14 protein-coding genes and 1 tRNA gene are annotated in these 22,325 nt (G+C 39.7%); 12 read left to right on the top strand and 3 right to left on the bottom strand.

The window, feature by feature from the left end:
* Positions 1–228: 228 nt before the first annotated feature.
* A complete protein-coding gene (locus ACNURT_RS16065; RefSeq protein WP_419698556.1) occupies positions 229–3,273 on the top strand; it encodes a SusC/RagA family TonB-linked outer membrane protein in 3,045 nt (1,014 codons plus the stop codon).
* An 18-nt stretch (positions 3,274–3,291) separates the two neighbouring features.
* Entirely contained in the window at positions 3,292–4,917 is a 1,626-nt protein-coding gene (locus ACNURT_RS16060) for a RagB/SusD family nutrient uptake outer membrane protein (RefSeq protein ID WP_419698555.1), read from the top strand.
* Positions 4,918–5,247: 330 nt separating this feature from the next.
* Here the strand turns inward: ACNURT_RS16060 and ACNURT_RS16055 are convergent.
* Positions 5,248–5,321 (bottom strand) — tRNA-Ile (locus ACNURT_RS16055).
* A gap of 64 nt (positions 5,322–5,385) precedes the next feature.
* On the opposite strand from ACNURT_RS16055, the gene ACNURT_RS16050 reads away from it, so the two are divergent.
* The gene (locus ACNURT_RS16050) at positions 5,386–6,015 is read left to right on the top strand and encodes an HAD family hydrolase (protein WP_419698554.1); all 630 of its coding nucleotides are present in this window, start codon (positions 5,386–5,388) and stop codon (positions 6,013–6,015) included.
* A gap of 5 nt (positions 6,016–6,020) precedes the next feature.
* Here ACNURT_RS16050 and ACNURT_RS16045 read toward each other — a convergent pair whose 3' ends face one another.
* Positions 6,021–6,899, bottom strand: a complete 879-nt coding sequence (locus tag ACNURT_RS16045; RefSeq protein ID WP_419698553.1) for a nucleoside phosphorylase — start codon at positions 6,897–6,899, stop codon at positions 6,021–6,023.
* A gap of 222 nt (positions 6,900–7,121) precedes the next feature.
* Between ACNURT_RS16045 and ACNURT_RS16040 the strand changes: the two genes are divergently transcribed.
* The 3 genes from ACNURT_RS16040 (at position 7,122) to ACNURT_RS16030 (ending at position 9,701) form a co-directional block, all read left to right on the top strand.
* Complete coding sequence (locus ACNURT_RS16040; RefSeq protein WP_419698552.1) at positions 7,122–8,213, top strand: phosphatidylinositol-specific phospholipase C1-like protein; 1,092 nt, start codon at positions 7,122–7,124, stop codon at positions 8,211–8,213.
* Between the two features lie 115 nt (positions 8,214–8,328).
* Positions 8,329–8,940 carry a GDSL-type esterase/lipase family protein gene (locus tag ACNURT_RS16035; protein WP_370997975.1) on the top strand — a complete coding sequence of 204 codons (612 nt, stop codon included), beginning with the start codon at positions 8,329–8,331 and terminating at the stop codon, positions 8,938–8,940.
* A 32-nt stretch (positions 8,941–8,972) separates the two neighbouring features.
* Positions 8,973–9,701, top strand: a complete 729-nt coding sequence (locus tag ACNURT_RS16030) for an esterase family protein (RefSeq protein WP_419698551.1) — start codon at positions 8,973–8,975, stop codon at positions 9,699–9,701.
* 26 nt (positions 9,702–9,727) lie between these two features.
* On the opposite strand, the gene ACNURT_RS16025 is transcribed toward ACNURT_RS16030, so the two are convergent.
* The gene (locus tag ACNURT_RS16025) at positions 9,728–10,189 is read right to left on the bottom strand and encodes a DinB family protein (protein WP_419698550.1); all 462 of its coding nucleotides are present in this window, start codon (positions 10,187–10,189) and stop codon (positions 9,728–9,730) included.
* Between the two features lie 110 nt (positions 10,190–10,299).
* On the opposite strand from ACNURT_RS16025, the gene ACNURT_RS16020 reads away from it, so the two are divergent.
* The 6 genes from ACNURT_RS16020 (at position 10,300) to ACNURT_RS15995 (ending at position 22,324) form a co-directional block, all read left to right on the top strand.
* Positions 10,300–13,035, top strand: coding sequence for an alkaline phosphatase family protein (locus ACNURT_RS16020; protein ID WP_419698549.1), 2,736 nt, complete (start codon positions 10,300–10,302; stop codon positions 13,033–13,035).
* A 149-nt stretch (positions 13,036–13,184) separates the two neighbouring features.
* Positions 13,185–13,724, top strand: coding sequence for an RNA polymerase sigma factor (locus ACNURT_RS16015; RefSeq protein ID WP_419698548.1), 540 nt, complete (start codon positions 13,185–13,187; stop codon positions 13,722–13,724).
* 92 nt (positions 13,725–13,816) lie between these two features.
* Entirely contained in the window at positions 13,817–14,911 is a 1,095-nt protein-coding gene (locus tag ACNURT_RS16010; RefSeq protein WP_419698547.1) for a FecR family protein, read from the top strand.
* A 285-nt stretch (positions 14,912–15,196) separates the two neighbouring features.
* Positions 15,197–18,463, top strand: coding sequence for a TonB-dependent receptor (locus tag ACNURT_RS16005; RefSeq protein WP_419698546.1), 3,267 nt, complete (start codon positions 15,197–15,199; stop codon positions 18,461–18,463).
* A 4-nt stretch (positions 18,464–18,467) separates the two neighbouring features.
* The gene (locus tag ACNURT_RS16000; protein ID WP_419698545.1) at positions 18,468–19,943 is read left to right on the top strand and encodes a RagB/SusD family nutrient uptake outer membrane protein; all 1,476 of its coding nucleotides are present in this window, start codon (positions 18,468–18,470) and stop codon (positions 19,941–19,943) included.
* Between the two features lie 179 nt (positions 19,944–20,122).
* Complete coding sequence (locus ACNURT_RS15995; RefSeq protein ID WP_419698544.1) at positions 20,123–22,324, top strand: alpha-N-acetylglucosaminidase; 2,202 nt, start codon at positions 20,123–20,125, stop codon at positions 22,322–22,324.
* Position 22,325: the final 1 nt, after the last annotated feature.

Here is a 22,325-nt window from a genome sequence, read left to right as displayed (position 1 = left end):
TTTATAGTTTTACCCCCCTCGCACAACGGTAAATAACGCTTATTTAGTTTTAACCAGTTAGTAATAGTATCAGCTTTTACTGTTCTTCTTAAACAATAATAAACTAACCATCAGCATGAAACATTCAAAAACCAGTAACTGGATTTTGACCTGCAGGATATTAAACCTGTCAGGTTAACGCTTATTTATTCTCCTAATTATTATTAAACTTATTTAACCCTAAAAATTATGAAAATAAAATTTACTTATTTAACCCGTTTTTCCATATGGCTAATAATGGTAATGCTTACAAGCATAAGCCAAATAACCTATGCGCAAACAAAAATTAATATTAAAGGCGTTGTAAAAGATGCCTCTGGTAATGTGTTACCCGGTGCTACCATTAAGGTAGCAGGCACTGGTCAAACTACTGTTACTGATGTAAATGGCGTTTTTAAGATTGAAGTAAACGACGGCGCCACACTAAATATATCCTTTGTAAGTATGGTTACCAAAACCATACAGGTTGATAAAGACCATGCCTTAATAAACATAGTACTTGAAGATAAAGATAAGCAGCTGAATGAAGTAGTAGTAGTAGGTTATGGTACCCAAAAACGCTCAGATGTAACCGGTTCAGTGGTGTCAGTGCCCAAAGCGCGTTTATCGCAATTGCCGGTTACCAATGTGTTACAGGCACTTGAGGGTGCCGTTGCAGGTGTAAGCGTAACAACTACTTCATCCGTACCGGGTAGCTCTCCCTCGGCTATTGTGAGGGGGCAAAACTCCATTAACGCAGGTACTGGTCCGTATGTGGTGGTTGATGGTATCCCGCTTAGTAAAACCGGTGGTTCGCTTAATGATATTAATCCTAATGATATTGCCTCCATGGAAATCTTGAAAGATGCGTCGGCAGTAGCCATCTATGGTACTAATGGTTCAAACGGAGTAATACTGATTACCACAAAAAGAGGAACCAGTGGTAAACCTGTGATCCGTTATAACGCTTATGCTGGTGTTGAGAACATAGCACATATTCTGGAACCACGTGACCCGGCTTCGTACATTCAAAAATATGCAGATTACATGTCGCAAACCGGCCAAAAACAAACAAGCCCGGTTCCTAATAGTTCTGAACTTCCTAATTACCAGGCCGGTCGTACCATAGACTGGGTGAAAGCAGTAACCCAGCAAGGCGTTATGCAGGATCATAACCTAAGCATATCAGGTGGTAACCCCGATGTTAAATATTATGTTTCTGGTGATTATATGAAGCAGAAAGGTGTAATACAAGGCTATCAATATAACCGTATAAGCATTCGCTCAAATCTCGATGTTAATGTTACCGATTTTTTAACCGTAGGTACATCTGCTTTTTTTACCAATAATAATTATGATGGTGGTCGGGCTAACTTACTGTTCGCCACTGCCATGAGCCCTTATGGTAATAAGTATAATGCCGACGGTACCTATGCAATTTACCCCATGAATCCAGAGCTGTTATATACTAACCCGTTATTGGGACTTGTTACTGATCAGGTTAACCGCAGTATAAACCTTAATGGGAATGCTTATGCCGAGCTAAAATTTGGGGGTATACTCAAAGGGTTAAAATATCGTGTAAATGCAGGCTACTCTTATTTACCAACGCGTATTGACAGTTATAGCGGCCGCCTTGCCAATACCCCGCTTGGTTATGCTACTGCAACCAGCTCCGAAACCAATTCATATACCATTGAAAACCTTTTGTATTATAATAAGGATATAGGGAAACATCATTTTGATCTTACCGGCCTTTACAGCGCCCAGCGAAGGCGGTATTTTATTTCAAGTTTTGCCGGAAGTGGTTATGTAAATGATTTGTTGTCATTTAGTAACATTGGGGCTGGTAACACCATATCAGCTCTGAGTATTCCGGGTACAACAGCTTTTGGTACTTATTCAGATCGTTACGCGCTTAATTCACAAATGGGGCGTATAAACTATTCATATAACAGCCGCTATCTTTTTACTTTCACGGCCCGCAGAGACGGCTCATCTGTATTTGGTGCTAACACAACAAAATATGGTTGGTTCCCTTCAGCAGCTTTAGGTTGGAATATAAGCCAGGAGGATTTTCTGAAAAATTCATCAATAGTCAATAGCTTAAAGTTAAGGGCATCCTATGGTAAAACAGGTAACGAAGCTATCAGCGTTTACCAAACTATTACTACTGATAGTCCCGTTAAATCTCCTTTTAATGGTGTTAGTGTTACGGGTATACAGGCCAGTAACCTGGGTAACCCAAATTTGCACTGGGAAACAACTGTTGGTACTAATATCGGGGTCGATTATTCATTATTTAACAACCGGGTAAGCGGTTCAGTTGACGCTTATAAAACCCACACTTATGGCTTATTGCTGCAAAGGAGCCTGCCCCTTATAACTGGCTATTCAAAAATACTGGATAATATAGGTAAGGTGGCTAATAGGGGTATTGAGGTTACACTTACTACACGTAACATAACCGGAAGCAATTTCCGTTGGGAAAGCAATATTGTATACGCAGTTAATCGTAATAAAATTGTTAACCTGTACGGTGATGGTAAGGACGATTTGGGTAACCGGTGGTTTATCGGGCAGCCCATCAGTGTGATATATGATTACAAGATGACAGGCGTTTGGCAAACAGGTGAGGACGCATCTAAACAAGATCCCGGCGCAAAACCCGGCGATTTAAAGTTTGAAGATACTAACGGTGACGGCAAAATTACAGCGGATGACAGAGTAGTACAAGGCCAAACCGCACCTAAATGGACTGGCGGATTAACCAATACATTTCATTATAAGCAGTTTAACCTGAGTGTATTCATTCAAACCGCCCAGGGCCAGATGAGAAATAATGCCGACCTGAACTATGCAGATGAATCGGGCAGAAGAAATACCCCTGCTGAAATAGGTTACTGGACACCTACCAATGGCAATAACTCATTTCAGGCATTGTCGTATACTAATACGCGTGGATATGGTTACCCGCGCGATGCCAGTTATACCCGTATAAAAGATGTAACCTTTAGTTATGTAGTTCCGCAAAAACTATTGGATAAAGCACACTTGGCCAGTTTAACTTTTTATGCAAGCGGTCGTAACCTGTACACCTTTACCAAATGGATAGGCTGGGATCCTGAGCAAACCTTTTACACAAGAGGAACATCAAATTCATCAGCCAATCAACAAGCTTATGCCTCCGATTGGACCAATAACTATCCTGTAACACGCACATTTGTTTTAGGTGTAAATATTTCATTAAAATAAACTGATAATTATAAAGACATGAAAAAGTATTCAACAATATTGGTTTCAGTATCAGTGCTTATTATTGCATTTGCGTCCTGTAAAAAAAACTACCTGGATGAAAAACCATATTCCTCATATACGCCGCTAACACTTACAGATTCACTTGGGTTTGAAGCCTCTGTTGTTGGTCTGTATAACTACGAAAGCACAATTTTAACTTATTCAAGTTCACAAGGCTGGCCAAGTGTATGGCAGGTAGGTACCGATGTGGCCAACGCTACCGCCAACCAGCAAGGTATTGAAGTACCTTATTACAATTATGCCCAACTAACATCAACTGATGGGGCTGCCTCCTATATATGGGGTAAATATTATTCAATGATAAATAATGCCAATATTATTGTTGACGGTGTGGAAAGCCCCTCAACAACTAAAATAAGCCAGATAGGTAAAAACGCTTTTGCTGCTGAGGCTAAATTTTTCAGGGCTTATGCTTACAACAACCTTGCGACGCTTTTTGGAAAAGTACCGCTGATTATACATACCATTACCGCTCCCAAAACAGATTTTGTACGTGCATCTCTTGATGATGTAAATGCACAAATCGTAAACGATCTTACCTTTGCCATTAGTAATCTGGCTGACCTAACAGCGGGTACAGGTAAATTAAACTCGCAGGGTAAACCTGTTGGCCGTGCCAACAAGTATATGGCGATGCAGTTGCTTGCCGAAGTTTATTTACGCATGGGTAAAAATGATTTGGCCGAACAGCAGGCACAGGCTGTTATTAACAGCGGTAAATTTAGTCTGATCAAAACCCGGTATGGTGTGAGGGCAGGTGCAGCAGGTGATTATTATTCTGATATGTTTGTTTACGGTAACGAAAGACGCGCCCAGGGAAATACCGAAGCTATTTGGGTGCTGGAGCAGGAAAATCCAAGCACAGTAGTAGGGGGTAATACTGATGCCGCACAACAGCGCCGGGTATGGGGGGCTGCTTATTACAATATCAGCGGACTGGTTATTTGTGATAGTTTAGGCGGTCGTAGTATTGGCAGACTCAGATTAAGTAACTGGGTGTTGTATGGCCTTTACCCAACAGGCGACATGCGTAACTCGCAGTACAATATACGCCGCCGGTATTACTATAATGATATTACCAAGCCCGATATTTACGGCAAACAGGTGCCGTTTACCGGTCCGGATACCCTGTATAAAATATGTCCGAGCACAACAAAATGGGGTGCTTTTGATCCTAATGATGTTTTTGGTTACGCTATGATCAAGGATTTTATGATGATGCGTTTAGGAGAAACCTACCTGTTACTGGCCGAAGCACAGGTAAAACAAGGCAAAACCGCCGACGCTGCTGCATCAATTAATGTATTGAGAACAAGAGCAAATGCACCACAGGTTACGGCGGACCAAATGACCCTTAATTTTGTGTTGGATGAGCGTGCCCGGGAACTGATTGCTGAAGAAAACCGCCGGATGACACTAATGCGAACAGGTACTTTGGTTGAACGCTCCCTGCGTCTTAATTCAAATGATGCACAGCATCCAACAACAGGTTTGGCAACTAAAAATTTACTACTGCCTATCCCGTTGTCTGAAATTCAATTAAATAAGGATGCTGTTTTAGAACAGAATCCAGGTTATTAATTTTTTAATAAATAAGGGTTTGTAGGTAAGCCCTTATTTATTACTTTAAACCTGTATAATATAGTTTTATTGATCAGGCTTTGACTATACGTAAATACTGTTTACTTTTTTTATTTACTGTGTACTGCCTGGCAATGCATGGCTTATTTCGGTTAAATCCAAAACAATTCATTGAATAGGTTTGTGTTACCTAAGGTATAAACAAAACAGGTGGTCGGATAAGTAAGGAGAACTTTGGCTTTAGGACGAGTTATTCCGGGTATAATTAATGAAAAAACCCTGTAAATCAACGATTTGCAGGGTTTGTCATAGTTGAAAACTATTGTTTTGTGCGCCCACCTGGGCTCGAACCAGGGACCAAAAGATTATGAGTCTTCTACTCTAACCGACTGAGCTATAGGCGCGGTTATTTGTTTTTGTTTGCGGGTGCAATTTTACATATTTGCCGTCAAATTACAAAACGCTTTTATGGAAAACATTAAAAATATCATTTTTGATTATGGTAACGTTATATTTAGTCTTGACTTTTTGAAGGGCCAGGCAGCCTGGAAAGAGTTGGGTATCAATAATGCCGCTGATTTTTTTGGGCATAAACAACAGGATGAAATTTTTGATAAATTTGACAGGGGAGAGGTCACTGCTGATCAATTCAGAGACTATATCAGGCAAAAAACAAGTAATTATCAGCTTACCAATGATCAAATTGACGCTGCCTGGAACAGCATGTTGCTCGGAATTGAAGCAGGCAACCATGAATTGTTATTGAGTTTAAAGGATAAGTATCGCACATTTTTGTTAAGTAATATCAATGAGATCCATTACGAATACATTATGAACTATCTGAAAACTGATTTCGGATTTGATGGTAATGATCACATTTTTGAAAAAGCTTACTATTCTCACTTAACAGGTAAACGTAAGCCTGAACCAGCAATTTTTGAATTAGTATTAAAAGAAAATGATCTTAACCCTTCCGAAACACTGTTTATTGATGATAGCCCCCAACATTTGGCAGTTGCGCAAAAGCTGGGGATACAAACCTTTTTAATGACGGCACCGGATACTTTACAACAGTTTTTTAAAAGAGAGAAACTATAAACAGTTTAGTTTTGCTTACCAATAGTATTTAGTATCAACTCAATAAAATGATCCATTATATTAAGCGGGTCGTTGCTGAACTGATTTGTTGAACGGTTGGCAAGAATCACATTAAATGAAAGCGCCTGGTGACCCAAACAAGCGGCAAGACCATATATTCCCGCGGTTTCCATTTCCATGTTAGTAATTTGCGAGCCATCGGAACTCTTGAAGGATGAAAGTATAGATAGCAGGTTAGGTGTAGATGATTTTGCGCGTACTTGTCGGCCCTGTGGCGAATAAAACCCTGGAGCGGTAAGTGTTATACCCCGCGAAGCTATGTTTGCAAATTGTTTGAGCAGTTTTTCTCCTGCGGGGGCATAATAAGGTTTAAGATCGAAGTGGGCCGTAATGGCTTCATGAAATGCCTGTAAAAGTTGTTCGTCGTGATCACCTAGCTGGTATTCATAAAAATGCATAAGCGCGTCTAAGCCAAAGGCACCAGACGATATCAGCAGGCTATCAATGGGAATATCAGGTTGTACTGCGCCGGAAGTACCAATGCGAATAATGTCGATACTGCGAAGCTGTGGATGGAGTAAACGCGTATTCAGATCGATATTTACAAGAGCATCCAGCTCATTTAACACGATGTCTATATTATCAGTGCCTATACCTGTTGAAATAACCGAAATCCGTTTACTATCAATACTACCGGTATGCGTAATAAATTCGCGTTTGCCTTTTTTTAATTCTATATGATCAAAAAAACGACTAACCCTGGGCACCCGGTCAGGGTCGCCAACTAAAATAATAGTGTCGCTAATATCTTCCGGAAGCAGGTTTAAATGGTAGATGCTGCCATCGTCATTTAAAATAAGATCGGTTGATGAAATTCTTTCCAAGTGATTTGTTATTGGGTGATATAAATTAAGCAAATAAAACTAATAGGGGCTTTTGTGGTATTGACTGAGATAAATATAATTGTTTAATTTTTATTCCATAACCTTTAGTTTATTATCATTGTTAACGAACAGTTAATCTAAATGAAATATCTGAGAAGCAATTTTGACGCAATTTTTAACTTTGATTATAACTATTAAATTCAACTCCCTAATATCATAAATATGAAAACCCTTTTAAGTGTACTTTTGATACTGATTTTGCCTCTGCGCCAGTGGAGTGATGGTGATGACAACATACCTATGAATAAAATACAGGTGATTGGATCACACAATAGCTATAAGGAAGCTATATATCCCACGTTATTTAAGGTTTTTCAACAACAAAATCCCGAAGCTGCAGAAAAGATCGATTACGAGCATATTGGTTTATCAGATCAATTGAATATGGGATTGTTAAATTTAGAAATTGATGTTTATGCCGATTCAAAAGGAGGAAAGTATGCACATCCAAAAGGTTTGGATTGGGTGAAAGATCAACCCCCATTTGATCCCGAAGGTGAAATGAAACAACCAGGTTTTAAAGTATTTCATATCATTGATCTTGATTTTCGCAGTCATTGTTTAACTTTTAAAGATGGTTTAAAGCAGTTAAAAACATGGTCTGATGCGCATCCCGATCATAATCCCATTTTTATTACACTGGAGCCTAAGGATGAGAAACCAAAAGATCCAAATCGCACTGCTCCTGAAAAGCTCACTGAACAAACGCTTGACGAGTTGGACCAGGATATCAGAGACGGTTTAGGCAATAGTCTGATAACTCCTGATATGATCCGGGGTAAATACGCGACATTGGAAAGCGCTGTGTTGCATGGCAATTGGCCAACATTAAAAGCAGCCCATGGCAAGTTTATATTTATAATGGATAATACTAAAGATTGCCGCGATCTGTACATTAAAGGTCATCCATCCTTGAAAGGAAGGGTTTTGTTTACCAATACAGACCCGGGCAATCCGGAGGCTGCTATGATGATCAGAAATAATCCTAAAGATCCTGAAATAAAGGAGTTGGTTAAAAAAGGCTACATTATCCGTACCCGTGCCGATTCAGATACCGAACAGGCCCGTGCAAATGATAAAAGTGATTTTATAGCCGCCTGTAATTCAGGAGCACAAATTATAACTACTGATTATTATTTGAAGAGCACCCATTTTAAATCTGATTACGTAGTAAACTTTGAAGAAGGAAATAAATATTTTAGGTTAAACCCCGCGTTTAATAATACACGGCAAAATAATGGCACAGGAAAATAAAACGCGCTTAAAATAATCGTTTTCTAGGAATTAATAATAATTGAGCTGCAATACTTTGGTATATCTTGGCATTTAGCTGTAATTTTATACTTTTATCCCTATTATAGCTAAGTGTATGTATTGGTACGAAGAAGAAGTTAAAGGACTTGAAAAAGAAAGATTAAAACTAACATATGAACCGTCAACACTGTTCTATGGAAGTTCATCGATAAGGCTGTGGGATGCACTATTTGACGACTTTAAGCCCTTTAAGCCAATTAATTTGGGCTTTGGTGGTTCAACACTTGCGGCCTGTTCCTGGTTTTTTGATCGTGTTGTTGCTCCTTATGATGCTAAATCTATCGTTGTATACGCAGGTGATAATGATCTGGGCGATGGAAGGCACCCCGAAGAGATTTTTATTTTTTTTGAACAGCTTGCTAACCAAATATCGCAAAGGTTTGGCTCTATTCCTTGTTACTATGTTTCCATTAAACCCAGCATAGCGCGCTGGGACCTCATAAACTCACTCCGGTATACCAATAATATTATTGAAAATGAGATCATTAAGCGGGATGATAATTGGAGGTTCATCAATATATATAACAAGATGTTGAATAAAGATGGATATCCCGATAAAGAATATTTTCAACCAGATGGTCTCCATTTAAGTAAAAAGGGGTATGCTTTGTGGAAACAAACTATTTATGCCCGGCTTTCAGAGAATTTTCATGCAGAATTAATATAAATATCACACCATAGAGGCATCTTGCATATAGTATGAACAGAGAATACACGCGATGGTATAGCCCGGTTCTTCAAAAAAATATGGAGATGCTGATATTTGGCCATAGCGGAGCCTCTGTTCTGTTTTTTCCGGCAAGAATGGGGCGATTTTATGATTATGAAAATTGGCGTGTGATTGAATCACTACGTCATAAAATTGAAAATGGGTATATCCAGGTTTATTGCGTGGATAGTTGTGATACTGAAAGTTTTTATAGCTCAGGATTTCATCCATCGGTAAAAATATTACGGCACATTCAATACGAGCAATATATTCTTGAGGAGGTTATGCCATATATCGATGTTAAAAACCCCGATTCATTTAAAATTGCCGCAGGCTGTAGCTTGGGAGCCTATCATGCGGTAAATATATCGCTAAGGCACCCGGGTATATTCAGTAAAGTGGTTGGTATGAGCGGCCGATACGATCTGGCAACCAAAATAGGGCACTACGAAGATCTGTTAGAAGGTTATTGGGATGAGAATATATATTTTAACATGCCATTACAATATATACCCAATTTAACAGATGAGCATAAGCTTGAAGTACTTAGACGGCTATATATAGTTTTGACAGTAGGGAAGGATGATATTTTACTGGATAACAATTATACATTAAGCAATCTGTTAACAGAGAAAGGGATTAATAATTCGTTGTACATCTGGGATAGCGAAGCGCATCAGGCCCGTTCATGGCGACAAATGGTAGTCAATTACTTATAGGACCTTCGCATGTGCCTGCTGCTTCCTTACAGATTAACTAAATTAATGATAGTGAAAAGATGATGAGCTTCATGTAGCAGGAATCGCTCAGTCCATTTTATGATATTTAAATTTCCAAAAAAAGGGTGCGATCCTTTTTTATCCGATTGATTTTCAGGAATCGTATTGATCAATTGTATGATATCACGCCTGTCTGCACTGATTCGTTGTATCAGTTCTTCTGTAGATTTATTTTGCCAGCTTATAAACTCCGGGTCATTATCAGCTTTATAGCTGCCAAACAAGGGGTTTTCAGTATTTAAAATTTGATTGATCCGTTCAATAAATACATGTTGATATCTTGCTAAATGCGCAATGTTATCATGGATATTCCATTTATCAGGCTGAGGTCTTTTAAACAATTGCTGCTCATCAAGATTAAAAATGAGTTCGCCAATTGTTTCATGCTGAAATTTTAGTCTGCTTGTTATAGAATTACTGAGGTTCATATCAAGTTATGGTTGTATTTAAAACAATATTAGTAACAATTATGATAATTTAGCATCGCTTAACTTTCATTATAAAGTGTTAGTATAATTTACCGGCCAGGAACAAAAAAATGAATAACAAGAGTCACAAAATATTTACCCTTATTTCAGGGTTGTCTATATCGGTTATGGCTTGCCATAACATAAACAAGAATAAGCAGTCAACCGCTAATGAGCAGGTGAACATGCATAGCGCCTATGATGACAGTACGCTAAATCGGAACATATTGCCTGTTTTAATGCCTTATAACAGGATTGTCGACCCGGTTGGCAAAGTTGTTTCATTTGGTGATCCTGGTGACGAAAACCACAGCATGGATGTAAGACCTATACCAAACAGCAAACTTATAGCTGTTGAGGATAGGTATGGGATAACCTTAATTGATACTGTATTAAGTAAAGTGGTAACCCGTTGGACGTATAAACAGGATGCCCGGTATCGTGGGCTTTCCAGTACTTACTCAGGATTAAAAGTTTTAAAAACAGGTAATCAAACACAAATATTCTGGAGCGCAGCTGCCGGCAAAGGGAAAGACTCTAAATCATATGTTTTTCAGGCAATTTGGAATGGCGAAAGCATCAGTATAAAAAACACCTTTACTTTTAAAGCCGAAGGAGAATCGCCTTTGGCTTTACCAAATGATCTGGCTATAAATAACGAAAATGGTGTAGATTTTTTATATGTGGTTTTAAATGGCAATAATCAGTTGGTTAAAATTGATCTGTCGACCAATAAAACTGTCTGGACAAAGCCTACAGGAGTTGCCCCTTATGGCATTGTGATAGCTAAAGGCAAAATTTTTGTAACCAATTGGGCCGGTCCCAACGCCATTGATACGGTGAATAGGGAAACCGCCGGTGTACCATATGGCAAAACCTATATTGATCCCAAAACCGGAGCTACCGCCCAGGGTACCGTTATGGTAATGAGTTTAGAAAAAGGGGATGTAATTAAAGAGATACCGGTTGGTTTGCACCCCAATGCAATAATTAGCAGTGCAGATGAAGCCTTTGTTTATGTAGCCAATGGCAATAGCGATATGGTATCGGTTATCTCAACAAACGCTCTGCAAAGTGTTGATGCGATTGATGTAAAGTTAAATCCAGGTAAAAAAAGTTATATAGGTGATACCCCGAACGCTTTGGCTATTAACCAAGAAGGTACGATCTTATATGTAGCCAATGGACTTGATAACGCGGTTGCTATAGTAAAACTTGGATCAAAAGCGGCAACAAAGGGCATAGGGAGTAGTATTGTAAAGGGTTTTATACCTACAGAAGCCTACCCGGGCGGACTTGCAGTTGATAATAATACGCTATTTGTAACCAATCTGGAAGGAGAAGGCTCGCGTATAAGCAGCAAAGAAATGGATAAGGGCGGGGCAGATGGTGAGATAAGTGCGGGTAGCCCGGAGGCATACAATTCGCATCATCAAAAAGCGACGGTATCCATTATCCCAATCCCCGGTGAGGCACAGTTAAAGCAATATACTCAAAAGGTAAAAGACCTTAACCTAAGTTTCAGGCAGCAAATTGCTCAGCTATTGCCCCGGAAAAATGTTCCTGCACGACCAGTGCCTGAACGTATAGGTGAACCATCTGTGTTTAATCACGTGCTTTACATTATTAAAGAAAATCGTACCTATGACCAGGTTTTAGGCGATATGCCTGAAGGTAATGGAGCAAAATCATTATGCATCTACGGAGATAGCGTTACACCTAATCAGCATAATCTGGCCCGTAATTTTTTGTTGCTCGATAATTATTATGCATCCGGAAAATGTTCTGCCGAAGGTCATCAATGGACAGATGCAGCTATGGTAACGGATTATGTTGAAAAAAGTGTGCGATCGTGGTTCCGTAGTTATCCTCATGTACAGGAAGATGCATTGGTTTATGACGGTAATGGTTTTATATGGAACAATGCGGCAGACCATGGCAAAACGGTAAGGATATACGGGGAAGCTTGTGCGGTTCATTTTGATGAAAAATTAAGCTGGAGCGATATTTACAACAATTACAATGCGGGTAAACCTTTTGCATTCAAAAATACGAGTACCATATCGAGGGTACGACCTATGTTGTCGCAAAATTATCCCGGTTCTGATGAACACAAGATCAACGAACAATTGCGAGCCTCGGCTTTTATTAAAGAATTAAATGAGTATGAGAAAAAGCCCGGTGATCAGTTGCCCCAGCTAATGATCATGGCACTTTCTGCCGATCATACGGTGGGTACACGCCCCGGATTTCCTACACCCGATGCCATGGTAGCTGATAATGACCTGGCTCTTGGGCGTATTGTTGAAGCAGTATCAAAGAGTCGTTTTTGGAAAAATACGGTGATTTTTGTTACCGAGGATGATTCACAGGCTGGGTGGGATCACGTTTCGGCATATCGTACTACCGGTTTTGTGATAAGTCCTTATAGCCGCCTGCAAAGTAAGGTTAGTAAAAACTACAATCAAACCTGTATAGTACGTTCCATTGAGCAGATACTCGGTTTACCGCCAATGAATATCATTGATGCAACCGCTTTACCCATGTTTGATTGTTTTACCAATAAACCATCAAACTATACCTATCAAGCCGTAAAAAATAAAATTCCATTAAACAAACTTAGCCCTAAACTATCCTCCCTTAAAGGAGCGGCATTGCATTATGCGCAGCAATCATCAAGGCCAGAATATGATCATATTGATGGGGGAAATGATGACGTGATGAACCGTATTTTGTGGTTTGCGGCCAAAGGGAAAAAAGCATACCCGGCTAAACTGGCCGGAAAGGACACTGATAATGATGATTAGGCAGCCCATTTTTTAGCGGAAATGTATTTAAATGCTGCTTAGTATATAAATAGGCCAATATAATGCCACGTTTTGTTATAATAAATTTAGACATTTGCCTATCAAAACATTTCTTAATTAATTTAGACTGTTATTAAATGTCGTCCGTTGTGAGTACACAGGAACATATTCGTCGTATTCAGATAAATGGTGATGAAGCGGCATTTAATGAGCTTTATGAGTTGCACGAATCAAGGCTCAATAAATTTGCTTATTCGTTTTTGGGCGACAGGGAAGTGGCGCAGGAGATTGTAAATGATGCTTTTTTAAAAATATGGACCAACCGTGCAAATCTGGATACTATAAAGAATTTGCAGGTTTATTTATATGTTTTGATAAAGAATGCCTGTTTGAACCATTTACGAAACACATCTACCAAAAAAATTAAAGAACTTCAACTTACCGAGACCTATTATTTTCGGTTATCTGTCGATCCCTCTCATTTGCTTATTAGTAAAGAGTTAGAAACAAGGGTTTTGAATGCCGTTAACCTATTACCCCCCCGTTGCAAACTCATATTTAAAATGGTTAAGGAAGATGATCTTTCCTGTAATGAAGTGGCGGCCATTCTCGGCCTTTCCAATAAAACCGTTTTTGCTCAGTTAGCCATCGCTATTAAAAAATTAGACGACGCGCTTGGCGGCAGATAACCTCTGGCATTCGATTAAATTATTTAAAAAAAGTTTTATTTCCTTTAGGAAAAACCAATAGTTGTGTGTCCTTATGGAGTATACAAATTATTATGGGCAAATCCAGGTTTATTGAGTTAATGGCTAAAAGTATGGGCAAAACGGCCACTGCTGAAGAATTAGCCGAACTTAACACGTTTCTTGAGCAGTTTCCGGAATCAAAAAAAATGTACCAGGTTACTGCTGCTTTAAAGGGCAGCGCAAAACAAGCTGATACTGTAAAACAAAAAGATATCAGTACAAAGCTTGAAGAACTTTGGTATAAAATAAAAAGCACAGACAAAAATCAAGGTTTTATTAATGACGCAAGCAAGGTAAAGCCTTTATTTCATTGGCGTTGGGCGGCCGCGGCTGTTTTAGTGTTAGGTATGGTAGGTAGCTTGTTGTATACACGGAAACTGCGATTGGCAGATCAGGCCGCAAGATTAGTTATGCATGAAGTTCGGGTTCCTAATGGAACAACCCGGAAATTGGTAATGCCGGATGGAACTAAAGTAATACTGAATGCAGGGAGTACCTTTACTTATCCCGAAACATTCGCAAAAAATACCAGAGACGTTACGCTTAACGGTGAAGGCTTTTTTGAAGTAACCCACAATGCTAAAAGACCTTTTCTGGTACACACCAGCAACTTAACAGTAAAAGTACTCGGAACAGTATTTAATGTTAAGGCTTATAATAACGACAAAAATATCGAGACTACACTACTTAAAGGTAAAGTACAGGTTGAACTTGGAAATAACCCAGAGAAAAACATTATACTGTTACCTAACGAAAAACTATTAGTTACCAATAATGAGCCTCAAACCCGCACTCAGGCTGGTAATACTCTTAACCAGGCAAAAGTAGAATACCAGGTGATCACACTACCAGCTGTTAAAGCCGATGAGGTCAAAGAAACCGCCTGGCTTGATAGTCGGATATTGTTTACTAATGAGCCATTTGAAGATGTAGCTAAACAAATAGAGCGAAAATATAACGTGCAGATTGTGTTTGAAAGCCAGGCGCTTGAAACCGAACAAATAAGTGGCCTGTTGGATAAAGAGTCATTGCAGGATGCTCTTCGGATTATTGAAATAACAACTCCATTCAATTACCGCATGGATGGAAAGACGGTTTATTTGTCGAAAAAAGAGAAACAAAATTAATTTAACTAACCCCTAAAACTAACGCGTATGACATTGAAGCATTACTTATCAGATTCCTGACATCCAAATAAACAAGGGAAGAGCTGGCACTCCTCCCTGTAAAAACAAATCGGATTTTTATTAACAGAGTAAGATGTTGTAACACAGTGCTTACTCTATCCATTAATTTTCAAAACAAATGTAATGAAAAAAACAAGAAGGGTATTTCCACTTCAGGGTGCCTCCGTATGTCTAAAAGTTATTTTGCTGATGAAAGCAGTTTTCCTCCTAATTCTGGTTACATGCATGCAAGTTTCGGCAACAGTGTATTCTCAACAAAAGTTTACACTTAGCATTAAGCAAACCGAAGTAAGCAGCATATTAACCAAAATTCAAAAACAAAGTGATTATCGTTTCTTTTACAATTACACATCCATTAAAAAACTTGGCAAGGTTGATCTGGATGTAAAGGATGCCACGATTGATCAAATACTAAGCAGCCTTATTGATAATAAACTTTCCTATAAAATGACTGATGACCATGTGGTTATCATATCTAATCAGGAAGATGCCAGCCGTCAGGCTATCATTAAAGGTAAAGTTGTTGATAAAACAGGTGAGCCCCTGATAGGCGTAAGCGTTAAATTGCAAGGCACCAATGTGGGTATCACTACCGATGTTAATGGTACATTTAGTATTAATGCACCAGACGACGGTACTTTGGAGTTAACCTATATCGGTTATGCCAAAAAGATAGTGCCTATTGCAGGCAACCACAATTTAACTATTACAATGGATGCCTTGCCATCGGCATTAAATGAAGTGGTGGTTGTTGGTTATGGTACAAGTAAAAAAATTGATATTACCGGTTCTGTGGCCAGTGTTAAAGGCGCTGATCTGCAAAATTTACCGGTAAGTAGCGCCGCTCAGGCGTTGGATGGCCGAGCCAGTGGTGTAAACATTGTACGTAATGATGGTTCGCCGGGTGCAGCACCGAGCATCAGGATACGCGGTACAGGCACCGTTAATGATGCCAATCCGCTTATAGTTATTGATGGGATACCTACCAGCAACCCGGATGCATTAAGCGATATTAACCCTAATGATATTGCCTCTGTTGATATTTTGAAGGATGCTTCTTCGAGCGCTATTTATGGTACCCGTGCAGCAAATGGAGTGGTTTTAGTGACTACAAAGAAAGGTACATACAATCAAAAACTGGGCACCACGGTTAATTTTTACAGTGGTTTTTCCAACTCAACCAAGTATATTAAGTTATTAACAGCACCTCAGTTGTATCAGCTTAAAAGAGAGCGTTATACTAATGACGGTGTTGCTATTGGCGACCCTTGGAATGATTCATATTATGCGACTCAAAGAACCGATTGGCAGCGGGCCATTATGGGTACTGGGCATGTAACCGAAGGCGATGTAACTATACAAGGCGGTAATGAGACCTCCAATTATTATTTTTCACAGTCTATTTATAATGAAGATGGCATCATAGATAAAACCAATTTTAAGCGTTACAGTACCCGTATCAATTCAGAACATAAAATAACACCATGGCTAAAGCTTGGTGAAAACATTCAGTTAACTTATGGTAATCAGAATGGCTTTGACAATTATAGTTCGCAAACGGGTTTGATTTTTTCTGCCTTGCGTTTTAATCCTGCCATACCACTGGTTAATCCTGATGGCACTTACGGTACATCTAGGGTTAATGGTAATCAGTTGGGGGATATTAACAGCCCTTATGCAACAATTCAGGAAACAGATAAGTATACCAAGAAATATAGGGCATTGGCAAATGCATTTGCGGAAGTTACTTTTACAAAAGATTTAAAATTAAGGGTTAATTACGCTTTTGACGGTACCCTGATCCGTAACTATAATTTTAGTATAGCGGATGTAAATCAGGCCAGACCAAATCCTACATCTTCGTTAACACAAAGTGAAGAAGAGGTATCCTCTCAATTGCTGGAATCTTTCCTTACTTATGATAAGGTGTTTGGTAAAAGCCATGTTACTTTTACCGGTGGCTACTCTTATCAAAATTTTAAGGATTTCGGTTTTAATGCCTCGAGAATTGGCTATGATGATACCGATCCGGCTCAAAGGGTGCTTAACACAGGTAATCTTCAATACAATTCAAATTTACCGGTACAACCCTCATCTTTGCAATCGGGTTTTGCGAGGTTATTTTATGATTACGATAGTAGGTTTTTGGCTACCGTCACTTTTCGTGCAGATGGATCATCTAAATTTGCTCCTGGTAAACAGTGGGGTTACTTTCCAGCTTTTTCATTGGGATGGAGATTATCAAATGAGCAGTTTATTAAAAATATAACATGGATAAATAACCTAAAATTAACCGGTGGCTACGGTGAATTGGGAAATCAGAATGTCAATCCTTATCAATATTTAAGTTTAATAAACATTGGCAGCACTTATGAAAATGGAGGATATGTTTTTGGCGGTACAGGGGTAAGTGGTGCCGCAGTTACCACCATCGCAAACCCCAATATCACCTGGGAACGTGCTGCTATGACAAATATTAGTTTGGAGGCAGGCTTTTTAAGCAACAAACTAAATACAACACTAACCTGGTTTAATAAGAATACCAAAGATATGCTCATATCTCCGCCCGTAGTAGGTTCGGCCGGATCGGTAGCTATCCCTAACCAAAATATCGGTACTATGAATAATAAAGGTATCGAGGTTGAACTTAATTACCAGGGTGGCGATAAATTAAAGTACTCTATCGGCGCAAATGCTTCATTTATTAAAAACAAAGTAACCCAGCTTAACGGTGTGGGCACTTTCATTCAATCTACATTTTACGGACGCTCAAACCAGGAGATTTCAAGAACTTATCAAGGGCAGCCAATAGCTTCATTCTATGGATGGAAAACTAATGGTTTATACCAAACCCAGGCTGATATTGATAACGACCCTGCATTGAAAAATGATCCACGTAAAGCAAATATTAAACCTGGTGATGTTCGTTTCCTTGATCTGGACGGCAATGGTTTAATTGATGGTAATGACCGTACCACATTGGGTAATCCCAATCCAAATGTAACCGCAGGTATACAAGGCAGCCTGTCATATAAAGGTTTTGATCTGTCATTAAATTTTACAGGTGTATTTGGCGTAAGCTTATACAACGCAGATAGGATGCAAGGTATTGACCCAACCTATCCGTTTAACCTGTATGCAGAGGATTTAGGTCGTTGGACCGGCCCTGGAACAAGTAATACCATACCAAGACTATCACTTGATCATCCTAACGATAACTATCGTACCTCTGATCTCTTTGTAGAAAACGGGAACTATTTCAGTCTCAAAAACGCAACATTAGGTTATACTTTACCTTCAATGTGGTCAAAAAAGGCGGCGCTAAAAAGTGTAAGGTTATACGCTTCAGGCCAGAATGTATTTATCATCACCAAATACAAAGGCTATACACCAGAGTTGGGTTACACCAATGGCAACTTACAACGAGGTGTTGATGTAGCTCAATACCCATCGGTACGGACAATTACATTCGGTTTAACAGCTAAACTATAAAATCATGAAATCGAACAAAATATTATATATAGTAATAGCGCTGGCTTTGTTTAATAGTGCCTGTAAAAAAGCGCTCGATCTTAATCAACAAGGGGTTTATACCTCTGATAATTATTTCAGGAATGAAGCCGATGCTGTAAAAGCAGTAAGCGGTATTTACAGCCTTTTAGAGGAAGAAGATTATATTGGCCATGCCGAATGTACTTTTGATGTTCCTTCTGATGATTACTGGCGTTCTGGAGATCATGGCGAGGATGAAGGTATAGAAAATTTAACGTATGATGCTTCAAACGCTGCCATCAGGTATCCGTGGAAATGGAGATATGAAGAGATCAATCGCTCTACCAATTGTATCATCAATATTCCTAAAATTACCGCCATTTCTGCTGATGTTAAAAATCGCAGCATGGGCGAAGCTTATTTTTTAAGGGCCTTTGGTTACTGGCGCTTGATGATCATTCATGGTGATGTGCCCATTATTACCGAAGATGATTATTCCAAACAGCTATTCAATGTTCCTAAATCGCCGATAGAAGATGTACGTAAACAAATTGAGTCTGATTTAAAACAGGCAATTTCTTTACTTCCTGAAAGCTATGGTCCTGCAGATCGTGGTCGTGTAAGTAAAGGAACAGCCCTTGGGTTTTTAACCAAATTATACATGTACTGGGAAAAGTTTCCAGAAGCAATAGCAACCGGACAGCAAGTCATATCTAACGCACATTATGCGCTGGCTGCTAATTACCAGGATAATTTTACCCGTGCCAATGAAAATAGTACAGAGTTACTTTTCTCTATCCAGGCATTACAAAGTGTTGTTCAAAATGACTTTACTGTATATTACATCCCACGGCCATGGGGTGGGTATGGTTTTAGTCAACCATTACAAGGGCTTGCCAATGAATTTGAAGCCAATGATTCACGTAAAGCTGCAACGTTGCTAGGCGTTGGTGATCAGATCGACATCGGCGATGGTAAGGGTCTTACTACCTTTACAGCAGATCTTTCTGCAACCGGTTATGTTTTTCGTAAATATGCGGTATTTAACAGTGCCGCAGCAGGCGGTGGTGTTGACCATACCTTCGCAGTGCCATTAATGCGTTCAGCAGATATCTATCTACTGGTAGCGGAGGCGCTTATCCGTACTCAAGGAGCTGGAGCAGGGGATGCCTTGATCAACCAGATCAGACATCGTGCTTCACCTTTATTAAAGCCGGTTTCGGGCGCGGGCATGAAAGAGTTGATCCATGAGCGTCGTGTTGAATTAGCCGGCGAAGGCGAACGTCATCAGGACCTGATGCGTTGGGATAAAGACAAGATCGTAGATATAGCAGCGATATACAATCTTCCTATCTCAAAAGCGCCGATAGATCAATCTAAGAATGTTGTATTTGTTCGCCCTAAAAATTACTATTTCCCGCTTCCACAAGTTGAAATTGATAAGAGTAAGGGTGTTTTGATACAGAATCCTAATTTTTAACGGATGATAAATAATTACTGGTAATCAGGACAATATTTTGTTCTGATTGCCGGTATTTTATGAGACCTCATCCCAACCCTTCTCCAAAGGAGAAGGGCTTTAAAAGAATAATTAATCATCTTGCCGATCAAAGTCCTCTCCTTTGGAGAGGATTTAGGTGAGGTTACATACCCTATTAAATGAGAAAGTATTTACTTGTACTTGTTGTTATGGCATTTGGCTTAAGTGCCAGTGCACAGGTTGATCAAAAGGCATTATACGCCTTTATTGAACGGGTTATTCCCGGCAAAAGCAGTTCTTTTATTATCGAGGCTATTCCGCAGCAAAATGATAAAGATGTTTTTGAACTTGACAGCAGGGACGGTAAAATAATTTTGCGGGGCAATAATGGTCTTTCCATTGCCTCGGCCTTAAACTATTATCTTAAAAATTACTGTTTTTGTGATATCAGCTGGAACGGTACAAACCTTAATTTACCAACTACCTTACCCTTAGTTAAAGGACCGATTCATAAAAGTACACCATATCAGTATCGCTATTATTTAAATTACTGTACCTACAATTATTCCATGGCCTGGTGGGATTGGGCCCGTTGGCAAAAAGAGATAGACTGGATGGCCTTAAATGGAATTAATCTGCCGCTGGCCATTACAGGCGAAGAAGCCGTTTGGCAAAATGTTTACAAAAGCATGGGCTTTACTGATAAGCAACTGGATGAGTTTTTTAGCGGTCCTGCTTATTTTGCCTGGTTTTGGATGGGCAACATTGATGCCTGGGGTGGTCCGCTGCCACAGCATTGGATGGATTCTCATAAAGAACTCCAAAAGAAAATACTGGAGCGTGAGCGTTCCTTTGGTATGAAACCTGTACTGTCTTCATTTACTGGGCATGTGCCACCATCATTTAAAGATAAATTTCCCGGTGCTAAGGTTAAAAAAACCAACTGGGATGCCGGTTTCCCCGATGTATATATCCTTGACCCCGACGATCCGATGTTTGAAACCATCGGTAAAAAATATATAGAGGCACAAACCCAAGAGTTTGGTACAGACCACCTGTACTCTGCCGATACTTTTAATGAAAACGTGCCGCCAACAAATGATTCTACTTACCTGGATGGCATGAGCAAAAAGGTTTTTAATTCCATGGCCGCAGCAGATCCCAAAGCAATTTGGGTGATGCAAGGCTGGATGTTCCATTATAACAATAAATTCTGGCAACCACAGCAGATCAAGGCCTTATTAAACGCTGTACCTAATGAACAAATGATCGTATTGGATCTGTATAGTGATGCGCATCCAGTTTGGAACCGCACTGAAGCTTATTACGGCAAACCATGGATCTGGAGTATGCTGCAAAACTTTGGTGGTAACATCAGCCTGTTTGGCCGCATGCGTCACGTAGCCGCCGATCCGGCGATAGCGTTGCACGATCCGGAATCAAAAAACATGCGAGGTATAGGCATTACTCCTGAGGGCATCGAACAGAATCCGGCCCTATTTGCCCTGATGCTGGAGAATGTTTGGAGTGATACCCCCATAGATGCAGATAAATGGCTTGTTAACTATGCACAAAGGCGTTACGGTCAAAGCAATACCCAGATAAATGAAGCCTGGCATATATTACTAAACACGGTGTATTCCGGTGGTTTAACAGAAGGAGGTCCGGAATCTATTATTGTTGCACGGCCTACCTTTAAAAAAACTATCGACAGGGTATTAACCAAATTGGATTATGACCCTGCGCAATTGGTTAAAGCCTGGCAGCTGTTTGTAAATGCTGCAGACAGTTTGAAACAAAGCGACGGTTTTCAATATGATCTGGTTGATATTACGCGGCAAGTACTGGCCAACTATGCAAGTCCGCTGCAACAGCAAATGGTGAAAGCATACCAGGCCGGAGATAAAGAACAGTTTAAGCAATACAGTAGCCGATTTTTACAATTGATGGATGATATGGATGCGCTGCTAAGCACCCGAAAAGATTTCCTGTTAGGTAAATGGATCACTGAGGCAAGAGCCAATGGCATCACCGAAAAAGAGAAGAACTTGTATGAGTTTAATGCCCGTGACCTGGTTACGCTGTGGGGTGATAAAGAAAGCGGCTTGCGTGAGTACTCCAATCGCCAATGGGCCGGGCTGATTAAAGGATATTACAAGCAGCGTTGGGCTTTGTTCTTTGATCTGTTAAATAAATCGCTTGCATCGGGCAGTAAATTTGATGAGCTTGCTTTTGACAAACAAGTAAAGGATTGGGAATGGCAATGGGTAAACAAGCACGATAATGCTTATCCAAATACCGTCAGCGGTAATTCTGTGGAAAAATCCAAACAATTATTTGAGAAATATAATCCTATAATTCAGCAAGCTTATCAACGCTAAG

The organism is Mucilaginibacter sp. NFX135, from assembly GCF_048565145.1.
In the GTDB taxonomy this organism is placed as follows: Bacteria; Bacteroidota; Bacteroidia; order Sphingobacteriales; family Sphingobacteriaceae; genus Mucilaginibacter.
Note: the sequence above shows the minus strand (reverse complement) of the source record. Positions and strands in the feature narration are given on the sequence as shown.